Raw genomic sequence first — 14,850 nt, 5'->3', positions numbered from 1 at the left:
TTAACAATAGGCCAAGCTGTCAGAACGAGAACGCTAAAAGTTATACCAAAAAACAATATTGTACAGGTTTCAACCACGGCGTAGTCTGTACAGAAAGGTAAACGAGGCCCCTATGACTGTACCAATCGCAATCATCGGCACCGGCATCGCCGGGCTCTCCGCCGCCCAGGCCCTGACAGAGGTCGGGCATGTCGTTCAACTTTTCGATAAAAGCCGCGGCAGTGGCGGACGCATGTCGAGCAAGCGCAGCGATGCGGGTGCTCTGGACTTGGGCGCTCAATATTTTACTGCCCGCGATCGCCGCTTCGTCACTGAAGTCCAGCGCTGGCAAGGCAACGGCTGGGTCGCTGAATGGATGCCGCAGCTCTACACCTACCATGGCGGCCAGCTCAGCCTGTCGCCTGACGAACAGACGCGCTGGGTCGGTACGCCGCACATGAGCGCCATTACCCGCGGCCTGCTCGGCGACCTGGAAGTGCATTTCGCCTGCCGCATCACCGAGGTCTATCGCGGCGAGGAGCACTGGCACCTGCAGGACGCCGAAGGCTTCACCCACGGCCCGTTCAGTCATGTGATTATTGCCACACCGGCGCCTCAGGCGACTGCACTGCTGGCCTCCGCGCCGAAACTCGCCGGTGCCGCCGCCGGAGTGAAAATGGACCCGACCTGGGCTGTCGCGCTGGCGTTCGAGACACCGCTGGATACGCCCATGGAAGGTTGCTTCGTACAGGACAGCCCGCTCGACTGGCTGGCTCGCAACCGTAGCAAACCCGGGCGAGACAACACACTCGACACTTGGGTTCTGCACGCCACCAGCGCCTGGAGCCGGCAACATATCGACCTGTCCAAGGAAGCGGTGATCGAGCAATTGCACGGCGCATTTGCCGAGCTGCTACACGACGCCATGCCCGCCCCGACCTTCAGCCTCGCCCACCGCTGGCTCTACGCCCGCCCCGCCAGCAGCCATGAATGGGGAGCCCTGGCCGATGCCGATCTGGGCCTCTATGTGTGTGGCGACTGGTGCTTGTCCGGACGCGTCGAAGGCGCCTGGCTCAGCGGTCAGGAAGCCGCCCGCCGCTTGCATGCGCATCTGCAGTGAACCGCAACGTGCCGGCAGGAGGCCCACTGTAAAACCTATACAAACAGTTTGACTTGTACACCTTTGAATCTATGATGAAGCTATGTTGTACAGACCAAGCAGTCTGTATAGGTTTAGATTCGAGGTGCTCCGATGCCCGACGTCACCGTGAAACCGAAGATTGCCATCAGCGCCTGCCTGATGGGCGCAGAAGTGCGTTACAACGGCGGGCACAAGGCGTCGCAGCTGTGCAGTCGCACCCTCACTGACTATTTCGATTTCGTCCCGGTTTGCCCCGAAGTCGCCATCGGCCTCGGTATTCCTCGGGAGCCGATCCGTCTGGTTGGCGATCCACAACATCCCGAAGCCGTCGGAACCGTTAACACAACACTCAATGTCACTCAGCCGCTGGCCGAGTACGGTCAGAAAATGGCCGCCGAACTGGGTGACCTCTGCGGCTACATCTTCATGCAGAAATCCCCGTCATGCGGCCTGGACCGGGTCAAGGTCTACCACGCCAACGGTGCGCCGGTGGACGGTGGTGGCCGTGGCATCTACGCCCAGGCGTTCTGCGCGCGGCATCCGGATTTGCCGGTGGAAGAAGACGGCCGACTCAACGACCCGGTACTGCGGGAAAACTTCCTTACCCGCGTGTTCGCCTATAGCGCCTGGCAGCAGTTGCTGCGCGAAGGCCTGACTCGCCGTGGTCTAACGGACTTTCACTCGCGCTACAAATACCTGCTGATGGCCCACAACCCGGTGCAATACAAAACGCTGGGCAACCTGCTGGGCAACATGGGTCAGACCGACCCGAACGAACTCGGTCCACGCTATTTCAGCGAGCTGATGGCGGCATTGAAAAAATGCGCCACACGCCGCACCCACACCAATGTCCTGCAACACATCAGTGGCTATCTCAAACAGACGATCAGCCCTGAAGACAAACAGGAAGTGCAGCACGTCATCGGCCAATACCGCCACGGTATCGTGCCGCTGGTGGTGCCGTTGACGCTGCTCAAACACTACTTCCGCCAACACCCGGATCCATACATTGCGCAACAGGTTTACCTGCAACCGCATCCAGAAAATCTCAGCCTGCGAAACGCGATCTAATGACAATCGAATGAAAAGCCCACTCGACACCAGCGCCAGCGAAGACCTCGGCGCCGACTTCAAGAAAGCCCTCGACGAAGGCTGGCTGCCGATCCGTGAGGTCGCGCGGCAGACCGGGGTCAACGCCGTCACCCTGCGGGCCTGGGAACGGCGTTATGGCCTGATCGTGCCGCAACGCACGCCCAAGGGGCATCGGCTGTTCTCTGCCGAACACGTTCAACGCATCCTGACGATTCTCACCTGGCTCAACCGCGGCGTGGCCGTCAGCCAGGTCAAGCAACTGCTCAACACCCCCCAGGCCTTTACCGAGTCCGTCGAAAGCGATTGGCAAGTGCTGCGCCATACGCTGCTGCAAGCAGTCACTCAACTGAACGAACGCACCCTCGATGACACCGTCAATCAGGCGATGGCGCTGTATCCACCGCGGACCTTGTGCGCACAACTGCTGATGCCATTACTGGCTGAACTGGAGCAACGGTGGCAAGGACAGTTCGGTGCACAGATGGAACGGGTGTTTTTTTACTCCTGGTTACGCAGCAAATTTGGCGCACGCATCTACCATAACAACCGTCAGTTACGCACCGCGCCACTGTTGTTGATCAATCAATCGGACCTGCCACTGGAACCTCACCTGTGGCTGACCGCTTGGCTGATCAGCAGCGCCGATTGCCCGGTGGAGGTGTTCGACTGGCCACTTCCCGCCGGCGAACTCGCGCTGGCGGTCGATCACCTTCAAGCCCGCGGCGTACTGCTGTATTCCAGCAAAGCGATGAACCTTTCGCAGCTGCCGAAACTTTTGAATGGTGTCAGTTGCCCAAAAATGATTGCCGGACCCACGGTTTGCATCCACCACGCCGAGTTGTCCGCACGAACGTTCAAGATTACTGATTTGTTCCTGGCTGAAGATCCGTTAGCGGCGCATCAGGGCCTGGTTCAACGTGGGCTCATTTAATGGCGAATTTTTAATGAATCGTGCGGACCCCTCTCTGCAATTGATCTGGTTGCGCAGCGACTTGCGCCTCCATGACAACACCGCCCTCTCGGCCGCCGCAGCCCGCGGCCCGACTGTGGCGGTGTATCTGCTAAGCCCGGAGCAATGGCTGGAGCACGATGACGCGTCGTGCAAAGTGGATTTCTGGCTGCGCAACCTGAGCGAGTTACGCAGCGCGTTGGGTGAGCTGAACATTCCCTTGTTGATCCGCAAGGCATCTCGCTGGGATGAGGCACCCAAGGTGCTGCTCGATCTTTGCCAACAGTTGAAGATTGACGCGGTGCACGTCAACGAGGAGTACGGCATTCATGAAAGCCGTCGTGACGCAGCCGTGGCCGAAACACTGAAAGCCAATGCCATCGACTTTTACAGCTACCTTGATCAATTGCTGTTCAAACCAGGCACCGTACTGACCAAAACGGGCACTTACTTTCAGGTGTTCAGCCAATTCCGCAAGGTGTGTTACGACCGCCTGCACGGGTCGTTACCGAGGCGGGTCACCGCACCCGCCGTACAGGCGACGCTGGCGATCAGCAGCGACAAGGTCCCATCAAACGTTGAAGGCTTCGCCACGCCCAGCGACAGCTTGCGCAGCCTTTGGCCAGCCGGTGAAGCCGAAGCCCAGCGTCGCCTCATCACCTTCGCCGATGCCCAGATCGACCACTACAAAAACGAACGCGATTTCCCGGCCAAACCGGGCACCAGTCAGCTGTCGGCCTATCTCGCAGCCGGGGTGATTTCCCCCCGTCAGTGTCTGCACGCCGCGCTGCAAAGCAATCAGGGCGAGTTCGAAAGTGGCAAGGTCGGCGCCGTCACCTGGATCAACGAATTGCTGTGGCGTGAGTTCTACAAACACATACTGGTGGGCTACCCACGGGTCTCGCGTCATCGCGCCTTCCGCCCGGAAACCGAAGCCCTCGCCTGGCGCGATGCCCCAGATGAACTCCTGGCCTGGCAAGAGGCGCGGACCGGCCTGCCGATTATCGACGCGGCCATGCGCCAATTGCTTGAAACCGGCTGGATGCATAATCGCCTGCGCATGGTGGTGGCGATGTTCCTGACCAAGAACCTGCTGATCGACTGGCGTGAAGGCGAGCGTTTTTTCATGCGTCATCTGATCGATGGCGACCTGGCGGCGAACAACGGTGGCTGGCAGTGGAGCTCGTCCACTGGCACCGATTCGGCGCCCTACTTCCGGATTTTCAACCCGCTGAGCCAGTCGGAGAAATTCGACAGCGAGGGGCTGTTCATCAAGCACTGGCTGCCGGAGCTGGCCAAGCTGAACAAGAAAGAAGTGCACAACCCGGCGAACCTCGGCGGCCTGTTTGGCGCGGTGGATTATCCGTCGCCGATCGTCAATCTGAACACCTCTCGCCAACGGGCGCTGGCCGCTTTCAAGAACCTGCCATCGCGACAAAATGCCGGGCAATGACCTGACTGAAAAGGAGAATGGGATGAGTTTTACACCTCCACGGCGATATTGGTTGACGGGTGCCAGCAACGGCATTGGCGCCTCGCTGGCCGAAGAAATACTGAAAACCGGTGCTCACCTCGCCGCGAGCTCTCGCTCGGTGGCGCCACTCAAAGTCTTGTCCCAGCGTTATCCGGGACAAGTGCTGGTGGTGGCCGGTGACCTGACCAACAGCCAGACCGTGCGAGAAATCGGCGAGCAGATCGCTGAGGCGTGGGGAGCTCTGGACACGGTGATCCTCAACGCCGGCACTTGCGAATACGTCGACGTTCAGCAGTTCGATTCGTCGATCGTCGAGCACGTAGTGCGCACCAACCTGCTTGCCAGCAGCTATTGCATTCAGGCTGCCCTGCCACTCTTGCGCGCTGGCACCGCGCCGCATCTGGTGGGCGTCGCCAGCTCGGTCACCTACCTGCCGCTGCCGCGGTCCGAGGCTCATGGCGCCTCAAAGCCCGGGCTGCGTTACCTGTTTGAATCGTCGCGAATTGATCTTGCACCGCAAGGCATCGAAGTCACCGTGGTCAGTCCTGGGTTTGTCGAGACACCGCTGACGGCGCAAAACGCCCCCATGCCACTCAGCTGGCCGGTGGACAAGTCCGCACGCTACATCTTCGCTGAACTAAAGAATCGTCCGTTGGAATTAGCCTTTCCGGCGTTGTTCATGGCCGACCTTTGGCCATTATCGAAAGTATCCAACCGGGGGAAACTGGCGATCGGTAAACGCATGGTGCGCAGCAATCCGCCGATCAAGGACCAGCCGTGAAATCACCCGCATCTCGGGGCTGATCGCACCTGGCTGCTGAATCGCAGCCATGAGATCAACCTGTTCGAACCCGACGACCAAGCGTCCGTCAGGCCTTTCACACAGCACCGGCCCACTGCCTTACACTGGGCGCCATGAAAACCATTCCCCATACGCAAATCGCCGAGCCTGCGGTCACATGCTCGACCTGCGCAGCTTGCTGCTGTCAGCTCGAAGTCATGCTGATCACGGACACGGGCGTGCCCGAACGTTTTATCGATACCGATGACTGGGGCGGGGAAGTCATGCTGCGTCTGGATGACGGCTGGTGCGCCGCGCTGGATCGCAACACGATGATGTGCACTATCTATGAAAAACGCCCGTTGATCTGCCGGGAGTTCGAGATGGGCGCACCGGAATGCATCGAAGAACGCCAAGGGATTACCACGGCGTATCGCTGAAAGTCAGACCAATGAAGATTTAATGTGGGAGCGAGCTTGCTCGCGATGGCGGCCTGTCAGTCAACATCAATGTTGAATGATCAACCGCATTCGCGAGCAAGCCCGCTCCCACATTTATCGATGCCTAGGCTTACAACGGCATCGTGTAATGCAGCGCGTAGCTTTCTACACCATCGTTCGGGCTGCTCAGCCCGGCATTTGAATAGTGCGTCGCACGAATCCCGACTTCATGTCCGCCCGTAAAGCGCAGCCCAAAACCGAACCGGTCTTCAAACTGAAAGGCATTGCCGAGATTGTTGTTTTCGACTTCGGTATTGGCGAACACTGCTACGCCAACCCCCAACTCAACATAAGGTTTGATGGTCTGCCCGGCAAACTCGTAAACCAGCACCGGCGCGAACGACAGGCTGTGGTTGCTGGAGGTCTTGTCGCCTTCCCAATAGGTGTAGGCACCGCTCCAGTAACCGGTCAAACGACCGATATCACTCTGCAACCAGCTCTTGTCCCAATCGAATTGCATGCCCAGTCGATAGGTCATGGTCGACTCGCTAGTCTGGCCGACCGCGAACTCCACGCCTGCCGCCTGTGCGGTAAAACTGTGCCCCATCAGTGCGGCCGCAATCGCGGCCAAGCAGAATAGTCGCTTCATTAGAAACATCCTTTTCCGAACGATTTCGTATGGTTTTTTTGTTGCTTGATGCTATAGAAGTCGACGCTTAATCAGAAGTTCACCCCAATTACTCGCTTGCCCCGAGTTTTGTTTACTCCTTGAAGCTTCGCACAACGCCAGCGGTATTCCACAGTATCGGCAAGATATTTCTGAAATGCTCCGGATCGGCACTCGTCCAGAACTGCGCAGCACGTGCAGGCCCCTCGGCGAGCAACTCCCGCTCGGCCAACAATCGCTGAAGTTGCCGCGCTACAGCGGCGCCGGTATCAATCAAGCTGATGTCATCGGGGATCATCTGCTTTAGCAACGGCTTTAGGAAGGGATAATGCGTGCAGCCAAGAATTATCGTGTCGCACCCGGCACCGAGCAGCGGTTCGACATACCTGGCCAGCAACTGGCGCAATGCCTCGCTGTGCAGATCGCCGTTTTCAATCAGCTCCACCAGGCCGGGGCACGGCTGAGTGATGACTCGCACATCGGTGGCGAATCGGTCGAGCAACGCGGCGAACTTGGCACTCTGCAAGGTGCCGGTGGTGGCGAGCACACCGACCACACCGCTGCGGGTGGCGGCAGCGGCCGGCTTGACCGCCGGCTCCATGCCGACGATGGGCCACTCGGGATAATCGCGCCGCAAGTCTGCAACGCCAGCGACCGTCGCCGTGTTACAGGCCAGCACCAAGGCCTTGGCGCCCTGCTGCTGAAAAAAACCGGCCATCACGCTGCAGCGATGACGGATGAATTCCGGGGTTTTCTCGCCGTAGGGAATATTCCCGCAATCGGCGACGTATAACAGTGACTCGTTGGGCAGCAAACGCTGGATCTCGGCCAGCACCGAAAGCCCACCGACGCCGGAGTCGAACACGCCGATCGGCGCTTCACGCATGCTTCGAACCACAGACACTGCAGCCCGGATCACGCTTGACCCGCAATTCACGAAAGCGCGAGCCCAAGGCATCGATCAACAACAGGCGCCCCACCAGCGGCTCGCCGAACCCGACCAGCAATTTCATGGCTTCCAGCGCCTGGAGGCTGCCCACCAGGCCAACCAAAGGGCCTACGACACCGGCTTCGCTGCACGTCAGTTCGGCTTCGCTGCCGTGACCATATAAACAGTGGTAGCACGGGCTTTCCGGACGGCGCGGGTCAAACACTGACAACTGACCTTCGAGCCGAATCGCTGCGCCGCTGACCAGAGGTTTGCCGGCGGCGACACACGCAGCGTTAACCGCTTCGCGGGTGGAGAAATTGTCGGAACAGTCCAGCACCAGATCCACCGCAGCCACGGCGGCGGCCAGGGAATCTTCGTCCAGCGCGGTGCGATGGGCGATCAACTGAATCTCGGGATTGATTGCAGTCAGTCGGCGGATCGCCGAGTCGACTTTGCTCAGGCCGACGCTGTCGGTGTCATGGACGATCTGGCGTTGCAGGTTGGTCAGGTCGACCGTGTCGAAGTCCGCCAAATGCAATTCACCGACGCCGGCGGCTGCCAGATACAGCGCAACCGGCGAGCCGAGACCGCCAAGACCGACGATCAATACGCGGCTTTCTTTCAGCCGCAACTGGCCGTCGATGTCGACGTGTTGCAACAGAATTTGCCGACTGTAGCGCAACAATTCCTGATCATTCAGCACGGCAGGAGCCCCAGGCTGATACGTTCGTGACCGCCCAGATCGGTGCGGCTGTGGACTTCTTCAAAACCGCGGGTCAGCAGTAAATCGCGTACCGCAGTGGCTTGATCGTAACCGTGTTCAAGCATCAGCCAACCGCCCGCCTCCAGATAATCCGGCGACTGGGCGACGATCAGACGCAGATCGTCGAGCCCGTCGACGCCAGCCACCAAGGCACTGGCCGGTTCGAAGCGCACATCGCCTTCCACCAGATGCGGGTCGGCGGAGGCGATGTAAGGCGGGTTGCTGATGATCAGTTGAAAGCGCTGACCTTCCAAAGCGCTGAACCAATGACTGCTCAGCACGGTGGCGTTGTTCAGGTGCAAGCGCTGGCGATTGCGCTCGGCCAAAGCCACGGCTTCGAGCACGCGATCCACGGCGGTCACCTTCCAGGCCGGACGCTCGCTGGCCAGGGCCAACGCAATGGCGCCGCTGCCGGTGCCGAGATCGAGGACCTTGGCAGGTGTGGCTGGCAGGAGTTCAAGCGCCGCTTCTACCAACAGTTCGGTGTCCGGGCGCGGGATCAGCGTATGCGGCGCCACTTCCAGATCAAGCTTCCAGAAACCTTGCTGCCCGAGGATGTAGGCCACTGGCTCGCCGCCACGGCGGCGCTGCAAATACTCGGCAAATTTAAGCGCCGCTTCGCTTGGAACAATGCGCTCGGGCCAGGTGTGCAGAAAACTGCGGGACTTGCCCAACGCAGCGGCCAGCAACAACTCGGCATCCAGGCGCGCGGAAGGCGAATCAGGCAGGTCGGCGGCGCGTAACAAACTGGCAATGATCGTCATTTACTCACCTATCGCTGCCAATTGGTCGGCCTGGTATTCGGCCAGCAACGGCTCGATCACCGCATCGACGCCACCCGCGAGGATTTCGTCGAGGGAATACAGCGTCAGGTTGACCCGATGGTCGGTGACCCGCCCCTGGGCAAAGTTATACGTCCGGATCCGCTCCGAGCGATCGCCCGAACCGACCAGCAATTTACGCTCGCTTGCGATAGCGTTCGCAGCGGCACTGGTCTGCTGATCATTGAGCTTGGCCGACAGCCAGGACATCGCCCGGGCGCGGTTCTTGTGCTGGGAACGCTCTTCCTGGCACTCAACGACAATACCGGATGGCAAGTGCGTGATGCGGATCGCCGAGTCCGTCTTGTTGACGTGCTGACCACCGGCCCCGGAGGATTTGTAGGTATCGATGCGCAAATCCGAGGGGTTGATCTCGATCGTTTCCTGCTCGTCCGGCTCGGGCAACACCGCTACGGTGCAGGCCGAGGTGTGGATGCGGCCCTGGGACTCGGTGGCTGGAACCCGTTGTACGCGGTGGGCACCGGATTCGAATTTCAGCTTGCCGTAGACGTTGTCGCCTTCGACGCGGGCGATGACTTCTTTGAAGCCACCATGCTCACCGATGTTCTCCGAGAGGATTTCCACCCGCCAGCCGCGACGCTCGGCGTAACGCGAATACATGCGGAACAGGTCGCCGGAGAAAATCGCCGCCTCGTCACCGCCAGTGCCGGCGCGGATTTCGAGGAACACGTTACGCCCATCGTTCGGATCCTTGGGCAGCAGCATGCGTTGCAGGCCGGCTTCGATGTCGATCAGTTGCTCTTTGGCTTCGCGGACTTCTTCCACGGCCATTTCGCGTATGTCCGGGTCGCTGTCCTTGAGCAGCGCCTGGGCACCCTCGAGATCGCTTTGTACCTTGAGCAACTGTTTATAGGTTTCGACAATCGGTTCGACTTCCGCGTATTCCTTGGAATAGGTGCGGAATTTGGTCTGATCGGAAATGACTTCGCCGTCGCCAAGCAAGGCGGTCAATTCCTCGAAACGGTCCTGGAGGATGTCCAGCTTATTGAGCAGTGACGCTTTCATTGCGGTTTCTTATCCGAAAAGCTATCCGATGAGCCCTCATTCAGGGCAAAGAGTTCCTGGGCCATGGCCAGCGCATCGAGGCGGCCTTCGGCAGAGAGCTTTTTCAACTGCACGCTCGGTGCGTGCAAGAGTTTGTTGGTCAGGCCCCGCGCCAGTTGCACCAGCACGTCTTCGGCGCTGCTGCCGTTGGCCAGCATTCGCTGGGCCTTCTGCAATTCTTCGTCGCGCATGCGTTCGCTTTGTTGGCGATAGGCCTTGAGCACATCCACCGCCGCCAGTTCACGCAGGCGGACCATGAAATCTTCGGCACCGATCGAGACCATCTCTTCCGCCGCCTGGGCTGCACCCTGGCGGCTTTTGAGGTTCTCGGCGACCACTTCGTGGAGGTCGTCGACGCTATAGAGGTAAACGTCGTCCAGTTCGCCGACTTCTGGCTCGATATCCCGGGGGACGGCGATATCCACCATGAAAATCGGCTTGTGCTTGCGCAGTTTCAAGGCGCTTTCCACCGCGCCCTTGCCCAGGATCGGCAACTGGCTGGCAGTGGAGCTGATGACGATGTCGCTGCGCACCAGTTCCGCCGGGATGTCCGAAAGCAACACCGCGTGGGCGCCGAACTGCTCGGCCAGAATGCTCGCGCGCTCCAGGGTGCGGTTGGCGACAACGATGCGCTTTACACCCAATTCGTGCAGATGGCGGGCAACCAGGGTGATGGTCTCGCCGGCGCCGATCAGCAGGGCCTGGCTGCGTTGCAGGTCGCTGAAAATCTGTTTCGCCAGACTGACCGCGGCAAACGCCACAGACACCGGGTTCTCGCCAATGGCAGTGTCGGTGCGCACCTGTTTGGCCGAATTGAACGTGGCCTGGAACAGCCGCCCGAGCAACGGACCGATGGTGCCGGCCTCGCGGGCCACGGCGTAGGCCGATTTCATCTGACCGAGAATCTGCGGTTCGCCCAACACCAGCGAATCGAGCCCGGAGGCCACCCGCATCATGTGACGAACTGCCGCATCATCTTCGTGCACATAAGCACACGCGCGCAGCTCTTCGAGGCTCAAATGGTGGTAATCGGCCAGCCAGCGCAATATGACGTCTGCCGAAAGGTGATCCTGTTCTATATAGAGTTCACTGCGATTGCAGGTGGAGAGGATCGCAGCTTCGCGGCTGTCGGTGAGTCGGCAGAGCTGCTGCAAGGCCTCCACCAGCTGCTCAGGGGTAAAGGCCACGCGCTCGCGGACGCCTACTGAAGCAGTCTTGTGGTTAATACCGAGTGCAAGGAAGGCCATTCAAAGTCGCTGATGGTGACGTGAAGCCGGCAATTGTCCTACTTCGACAGAGCCAGAACAACTACCGCTGACTATTGTCCCAATGACCCGCCTCTATAAAGACACCAATTGAGACTCGGTTATGTTTGGCTGAAGGCTTGTGTCATGATGATCCGACCGCAGGTTAGTCGTCCTCTTCCTATATGAATAGATCTTCCGCGTTGCTCCTCGCTTTTGTCTTCCTCAGCGGCTGCCAGGCCTTGGCACCCGTTTCGTCGGACGGTACGCCGCCGGTCGAAGACAGCACTCCGGCCCCTGAAAAGCCCAAGGTTTACAGCTCATTCAGTGAAGAAACCATCTTCAGCCTGTTGAGTGCCGAACTGGCTGGCCAGCGCAATCGTTTCGACATTGCCCTGGACAACTACGTGACCCAGGCGATCAATACTCAGGACCCGGGCATCTCCGAGCGGGCATTCCGTATCGCCGAGTACCTGGGCGCCGATCAGGCTGCCCTGGACACCGCGTTGATCTGGGCGAAAAACGCGCCGCAAGACCTTGAGGCGCAACGGGCCGCTGCTGTGCAACTGGCTCGTGCCGGGCGTTATGACGACTCCATGGTCTATATGGAGAAAGTCCTGCAAGGCAAGGGCGACACGCATTTCGACTTCCTCGCCCTGTCTGCGGCCGATACCGACCAGGACACGCGCAACGGCCTGATGAAAAGTTTTGACCGTTTATTGCAGCGCCATCCGAACAACAGTCAGCTGATTTTCGGCAAAGCCTTGCTCCTGCAACAGGACGGTGACGCCAAGGGTGCGCTGGGCCTGCTGGAAGACAATCCACCGGACGAAGGCGAAATAGCGCCCATCCTGCTGCGCGCACGCCTGCTGCAGACGCTCAGTCGTGGCGATGAAGCCTTGCCGCTGCTGCAAAAAAGCATCAAGAAATACCCGGACGACAAACGCCTGCGCCTGACTTACGCGCGCATGCTGGTTGAACAGAACCGCATGGACGATGCCAAAGTCGAGTTCTCGAAACTGGTTCAGCAGTACCCCGAAGACGACGAACTGCGTTACTCCCTGGCGTTGGTCTGCCTGGAAGCCAAGGCCTGGGATGAGGCCAAGGGCTATCTGGAAGACCTGATTGCCCGGGAAAGCCACGTCGATTCGGCGCACCTGAACCTCGGTCGTATCGCTGAAGAGCGCAACGACCCTCAAGGCGCGCTGATCGAGTACGCCCAGGTCGGCCCGGGCAACGATTACCTGCCAGCGCAATTGCGTCAGGCCGATATCCTGATGAGCAATGGCAAGACCGCCGAAGCCCAAAGCCGTCTGGCTGCGGAGCGCGGTGAGCAGCCCGATTACGCGATTCAGTTGTATTTGATCGAAGCCGAAACCCTGTCCGCCAATAAACAGCCCGACAAGGCCTGGAATGTATTGAAGCAAGCCTTGCAGCAATATCCGGACGATCTGAACCTGCTGTACACCCGCGCCATGCAAGCGGAAAAACGCAATGACCTGGCGCAGATGGAAAAAGACCTGCGCCTGATCATCAAGCGCGACCCGGACAATGCGATGGCGTTGAACGCCCTCGGCTACACCCTGTCCGACCGTACGACACGCTACGCCGAAGCCAAGGCCCTGATCGAACAGGCACACAAGATCAATCCGGAAGACCCGGCGGTACTCGACAGTCTCGGCTGGGTGAATTTTCGCATGGGCAATCTCGACGAAGCCGAACGCCTGCTGCGCCAGGCGCTGGAGCGCTTCCCCGATCAGGAAGTCGCCGCGCACCTGGGCGAAGTCCTGTGGGCCAATGGCAAGCAACGGGAAGCCAAGCAAATCTGGAGCAAGTTCCTCAAGGAACAGCCCGACAGCCCCATCCTGCGCAGCACCATCAAGCGCCTGACCGGATCAGAGACTCTTTAAGATTATGTTTTTGCGCCACCTCATTGTTTTCAGCTTCATCGCCCTGCTCGCCGGTTGCGCGGGCTTCGGTGCCCGCGAATCAGTCCAAGGCAAAGGCAACACGGCCCAGTGGCGCGAGTACAAACAGCAACTGACCAGCCTCGACGGCTGGCAGATCAACGGCAAGATCGGCATTCGCGCCCCGAAAGACTCGGGCAGTGGCACGTTGTTCTGGCTGCAGCGACAGGATTACTACGACATTCGCCTCTCCGGCCCCCTGGGTCGCGGTGCAGCACGCCTGACCGGTCGCCCCGGCAAGGTCTCGCTGGAAGTCGCCAACCAGGGCCGCTATGAAGCGCAGACACCTGAAGTGTTGGTCGAAGAACAACTGGGCTGGAAGTTACCGGTGTCCAATCTCGCCTGGTGGGTTCGCGGGCTCCCGGCCCCGAACAGTAAAAGCCGCCTGACGCTGGATGCCGACAGCCGCCTGGCCAATCTTGAGCAGGATGGCTGGCAGGTCGAATACCTCAGCTATGCCGAGCAAAACGGCTTTTGGCTGCCCGAGCGGATCAAACTGCACGGCACCGACCTTGACGTCACGCTGGTGATCAAGGAATGGCAACCTCGCAAACTGGGGCAGTGAACATGACCGCTCCGCGCTTGACGCTGCCCTCCCCGGCCAAACTCAATCTGATGTTGCACATCCTCGGCCGCCGTGAAGACGGTTATCACGAGTTGCAGACTATTTTTCAGTTTCTCGATTACGGCGATGAAATCACGTTCGCCGTTCGTGATGACGGCGTGATTCGGTTGCACACCGAATTCGATGGCGTTCCTCACGACAGCAATCTGATTGTTCGAGCAGCAAAAAAACTTCAGGAGCAATCCGGTTGTTCGCTCGGTATCGACATCTGGATCGAAAAAATCCTGCCCATGGGCGGTGGCATCGGTGGCGGCAGTTCAAATGCCGCGACGACTTTGCTCGGCCTCAATCATCTCTGGCAACTGGGTTGGGATGAGGATCGGTTGGCCACTTTGGGCCTGACGCTTGGCGCCGACGTCCCGGTTTTCGTGCGTGGGCACGCGGCTTTTGCCGAAGGCGTGGGGGAGAAACTGACCCCTGTAGACCCCGAAGAACCTTGGTATCTCGTGCTTGTGCCGCAAGTCTCTGTAAGTACAGCAGAAATTTTTTCAGATCCGTTGTTGACACGTAACTCTTCTCCCATTAAAGTGCGCCCCGTTCCCAAGGGAAACAGTCGAAATGACTGCTTACCGGTGGTAGCAAGGCGTTACCCAGATGTACGTAACGCATTGAATTTGTTAGGCAAATTTACCGAAGCAAAACTCACCGGAACTGGAAGTTGTGTGTTTGGGGGCTTCCCAAGCAAAGCTGAAGCTGATAAAGTCTCGGCCCTTCTTACAGAGACCCTTACAGGGTTTGTAGCAAAGGGAAGCAACGTTTCGATGTTGCATCGCAAGCTGCAAAGTCTGCTCTAAAAGGAATCGAGTACTGGGTACTCGTTGCAACAGATACAGGGGCGTCGCCAAGCGGTAAGGCAGCAGGTTTTGATCCTGCCATGCGTTGGTTCGAATCCAGCCGCCCCTGCCATTTTC

Annotated in this window: 15 protein-coding genes and 1 tRNA gene; 10 read left to right on the top strand and 6 right to left on the bottom strand. The window is 59.2% G+C overall.

The window, feature by feature from the left end; translation table 11 throughout:
• Positions 1–112: 112 nt before the first annotated feature.
• The 6 genes from ACMXYJ_RS06450 (at position 113) to ACMXYJ_RS06425 (ending at position 5,856) form a co-directional block, all read left to right on the top strand.
• Positions 113–1,099, top strand: coding sequence for an NAD(P)/FAD-dependent oxidoreductase (locus ACMXYJ_RS06450; RefSeq protein WP_415759162.1), 987 nt, complete (start codon positions 113–115; stop codon positions 1,097–1,099).
• A gap of 132 nt (positions 1,100–1,231) precedes the next feature.
• Positions 1,232–2,191: a YbgA family protein gene (locus tag ACMXYJ_RS06445; protein WP_415759161.1), complete on the top strand. Its 960-nt coding sequence runs from the start codon at positions 1,232–1,234 to the stop codon at positions 2,189–2,191.
• A gap of 10 nt (positions 2,192–2,201) precedes the next feature.
• Positions 2,202–3,143, top strand: a complete 942-nt coding sequence (locus ACMXYJ_RS06440; protein ID WP_415759160.1) for a MerR family transcriptional regulator — start codon at positions 2,202–2,204, stop codon at positions 3,141–3,143.
• A gap of 34 nt (positions 3,144–3,177) precedes the next feature.
• Positions 3,178–4,614 carry a deoxyribodipyrimidine photo-lyase gene (phrB, locus tag ACMXYJ_RS06435; RefSeq protein WP_415760686.1) on the top strand — a complete coding sequence of 479 codons (1,437 nt, stop codon included), beginning with the start codon at positions 3,178–3,180 and terminating at the stop codon, positions 4,612–4,614.
• A gap of 22 nt (positions 4,615–4,636) precedes the next feature.
• Positions 4,637–5,416: an SDR family NAD(P)-dependent oxidoreductase gene (locus ACMXYJ_RS06430; RefSeq protein WP_415759158.1), complete on the top strand. Its 780-nt coding sequence runs from the start codon at positions 4,637–4,639 to the stop codon at positions 5,414–5,416.
• 134 nt (positions 5,417–5,550) lie between these two features.
• Complete coding sequence (locus tag ACMXYJ_RS06425) at positions 5,551–5,856, top strand: YkgJ family cysteine cluster protein (protein ID WP_074880229.1); 306 nt, start codon at positions 5,551–5,553, stop codon at positions 5,854–5,856.
• Between the two features lie 130 nt (positions 5,857–5,986).
• Here ACMXYJ_RS06425 and ACMXYJ_RS06420 read toward each other — a convergent pair whose 3' ends face one another.
• The 6 genes from ACMXYJ_RS06420 to hemA form a co-directional block, all read right to left on the bottom strand.
• A complete protein-coding gene (locus ACMXYJ_RS06420) occupies positions 5,987–6,505 on the bottom strand; it encodes an acyloxyacyl hydrolase (RefSeq protein ID WP_415759157.1) in 519 nt (172 codons plus the stop codon).
• 112 nt (positions 6,506–6,617) lie between these two features.
• Positions 6,618–7,409 carry a glutamate racemase gene (murI, locus tag ACMXYJ_RS06415; RefSeq protein WP_192406193.1) on the bottom strand — a complete coding sequence of 264 codons (792 nt, stop codon included), beginning with the start codon at positions 7,407–7,409 and terminating at the stop codon, positions 6,618–6,620.
• Entirely contained in the window at positions 7,402–8,157 is a 756-nt protein-coding gene (locus tag ACMXYJ_RS06410; protein WP_008153418.1) for a molybdopterin-synthase adenylyltransferase MoeB, read from the bottom strand. The genes murI and ACMXYJ_RS06410 overlap by 8 nt, the downstream gene beginning before the upstream one ends.
• A complete protein-coding gene (prmC, locus tag ACMXYJ_RS06405; RefSeq protein ID WP_415759156.1) occupies positions 8,151–8,981 on the bottom strand; it encodes a peptide chain release factor N(5)-glutamine methyltransferase in 831 nt (276 codons plus the stop codon). The genes ACMXYJ_RS06410 and prmC overlap by 7 nt, the downstream gene beginning before the upstream one ends.
• On the bottom strand, positions 8,982–10,064 hold the full coding sequence (gene prfA / locus ACMXYJ_RS06400; RefSeq protein ID WP_415759155.1) for a peptide chain release factor 1: 1,083 nt from the start codon (positions 10,062–10,064) through the stop codon (positions 8,982–8,984).
• Entirely contained in the window at positions 10,061–11,350 is a 1,290-nt protein-coding gene (hemA, locus tag ACMXYJ_RS06395) for a glutamyl-tRNA reductase (RefSeq protein WP_415759154.1), read from the bottom strand. Before hemA ends, prfA begins: the two co-directional genes overlap by 4 nt.
• 182 nt (positions 11,351–11,532) lie before the next feature.
• Here hemA and ACMXYJ_RS06390 point away from each other — a divergent pair, with 182 nt between their 5' ends.
• The 4 genes from ACMXYJ_RS06390 to ACMXYJ_RS06375 all read left to right on the top strand — a co-directional run bounded on the left by ACMXYJ_RS06390 (position 11,533) and on the right by ACMXYJ_RS06375 (position 14,845).
• Positions 11,533–13,257, top strand: coding sequence for a tetratricopeptide repeat protein (locus tag ACMXYJ_RS06390; RefSeq protein WP_415759153.1), 1,725 nt, complete (start codon positions 11,533–11,535; stop codon positions 13,255–13,257).
• 4 nt (positions 13,258–13,261) lie between these two features.
• Positions 13,262–13,879, top strand: coding sequence for a lipoprotein insertase outer membrane protein LolB (lolB, locus tag ACMXYJ_RS06385; RefSeq protein ID WP_415759152.1), 618 nt, complete (start codon positions 13,262–13,264; stop codon positions 13,877–13,879).
• A 2-nt stretch (positions 13,880–13,881) separates the two neighbouring features.
• On the top strand, positions 13,882–14,733 hold the full coding sequence (gene ispE, locus ACMXYJ_RS06380) for a 4-(cytidine 5'-diphospho)-2-C-methyl-D-erythritol kinase (RefSeq protein ID WP_415760685.1): 852 nt from the start codon (positions 13,882–13,884) through the stop codon (positions 14,731–14,733).
• A 37-nt stretch (positions 14,734–14,770) separates the two neighbouring features.
• A tRNA-Gln gene (locus tag ACMXYJ_RS06375) sits at positions 14,771–14,845 on the top strand.
• The last annotated feature ends 5 nt before the right edge of the window (positions 14,846–14,850 follow it).

Source organism: Pseudomonas arabinosi, assembly GCF_047758675.1.
Taxonomy (GTDB): domain Bacteria; phylum Pseudomonadota; class Gammaproteobacteria; order Pseudomonadales; family Pseudomonadaceae; genus Aquipseudomonas; species Aquipseudomonas arabinosi.
This window is presented reverse-complemented; position numbering and strand designations above follow the sequence as displayed.

Excerpts from the sequence above, each read along its gene's own strand:
- ACMXYJ_RS06450 (WP_415759162.1), top strand. The coding sequence starts at position 113 with ATGACTGTACCAATCGCAATCATCGGCACCGGCATCGCCGGGCTCTCC.
- ACMXYJ_RS06445 (WP_415759161.1), top strand. The coding sequence starts at position 1,232 with ATGCCCGACGTCACCGTGAAACCGAAGATTGCCATCAGCGCCTGCCTG.
- ACMXYJ_RS06440 (WP_415759160.1), top strand. The coding sequence starts at position 2,202 with ATGAAAAGCCCACTCGACACCAGCGCCAGCGAAGACCTCGGCGCCGAC.
- ACMXYJ_RS06430 (WP_415759158.1), top strand. The coding sequence starts at position 4,637 with ATGAGTTTTACACCTCCACGGCGATATTGGTTGACGGGTGCCAGCAAC.
- ACMXYJ_RS06425 (WP_074880229.1), top strand. The coding sequence starts at position 5,551 with ATGAAAACCATTCCCCATACGCAAATCGCCGAGCCTGCGGTCACATGC.
- ACMXYJ_RS06420 (WP_415759157.1), bottom strand. The coding sequence starts at position 6,505 with ATGAAGCGACTATTCTGCTTGGCCGCGATTGCGGCCGCACTGATGGGG.
- murI (WP_192406193.1), bottom strand. The coding sequence starts at position 7,409 with ATGCGTGAAGCGCCGATCGGCGTGTTCGACTCCGGCGTCGGTGGGCTT.
- prmC (WP_415759156.1), bottom strand. The coding sequence starts at position 8,981 with ATGACGATCATTGCCAGTTTGTTACGCGCCGCCGACCTGCCTGATTCG.
- prfA (WP_415759155.1), bottom strand. The coding sequence starts at position 10,064 with ATGAAAGCGTCACTGCTCAATAAGCTGGACATCCTCCAGGACCGTTTC.
- hemA (WP_415759154.1), bottom strand. The coding sequence starts at position 11,350 with ATGGCCTTCCTTGCACTCGGTATTAACCACAAGACTGCTTCAGTAGGC.
- ACMXYJ_RS06390 (WP_415759153.1), top strand. The coding sequence starts at position 11,533 with ATGAATAGATCTTCCGCGTTGCTCCTCGCTTTTGTCTTCCTCAGCGGC.
- lolB (WP_415759152.1), top strand. The coding sequence starts at position 13,262 with ATGTTTTTGCGCCACCTCATTGTTTTCAGCTTCATCGCCCTGCTCGCC.
- ispE (WP_415760685.1), top strand. The coding sequence starts at position 13,882 with ATGACCGCTCCGCGCTTGACGCTGCCCTCCCCGGCCAAACTCAATCTG.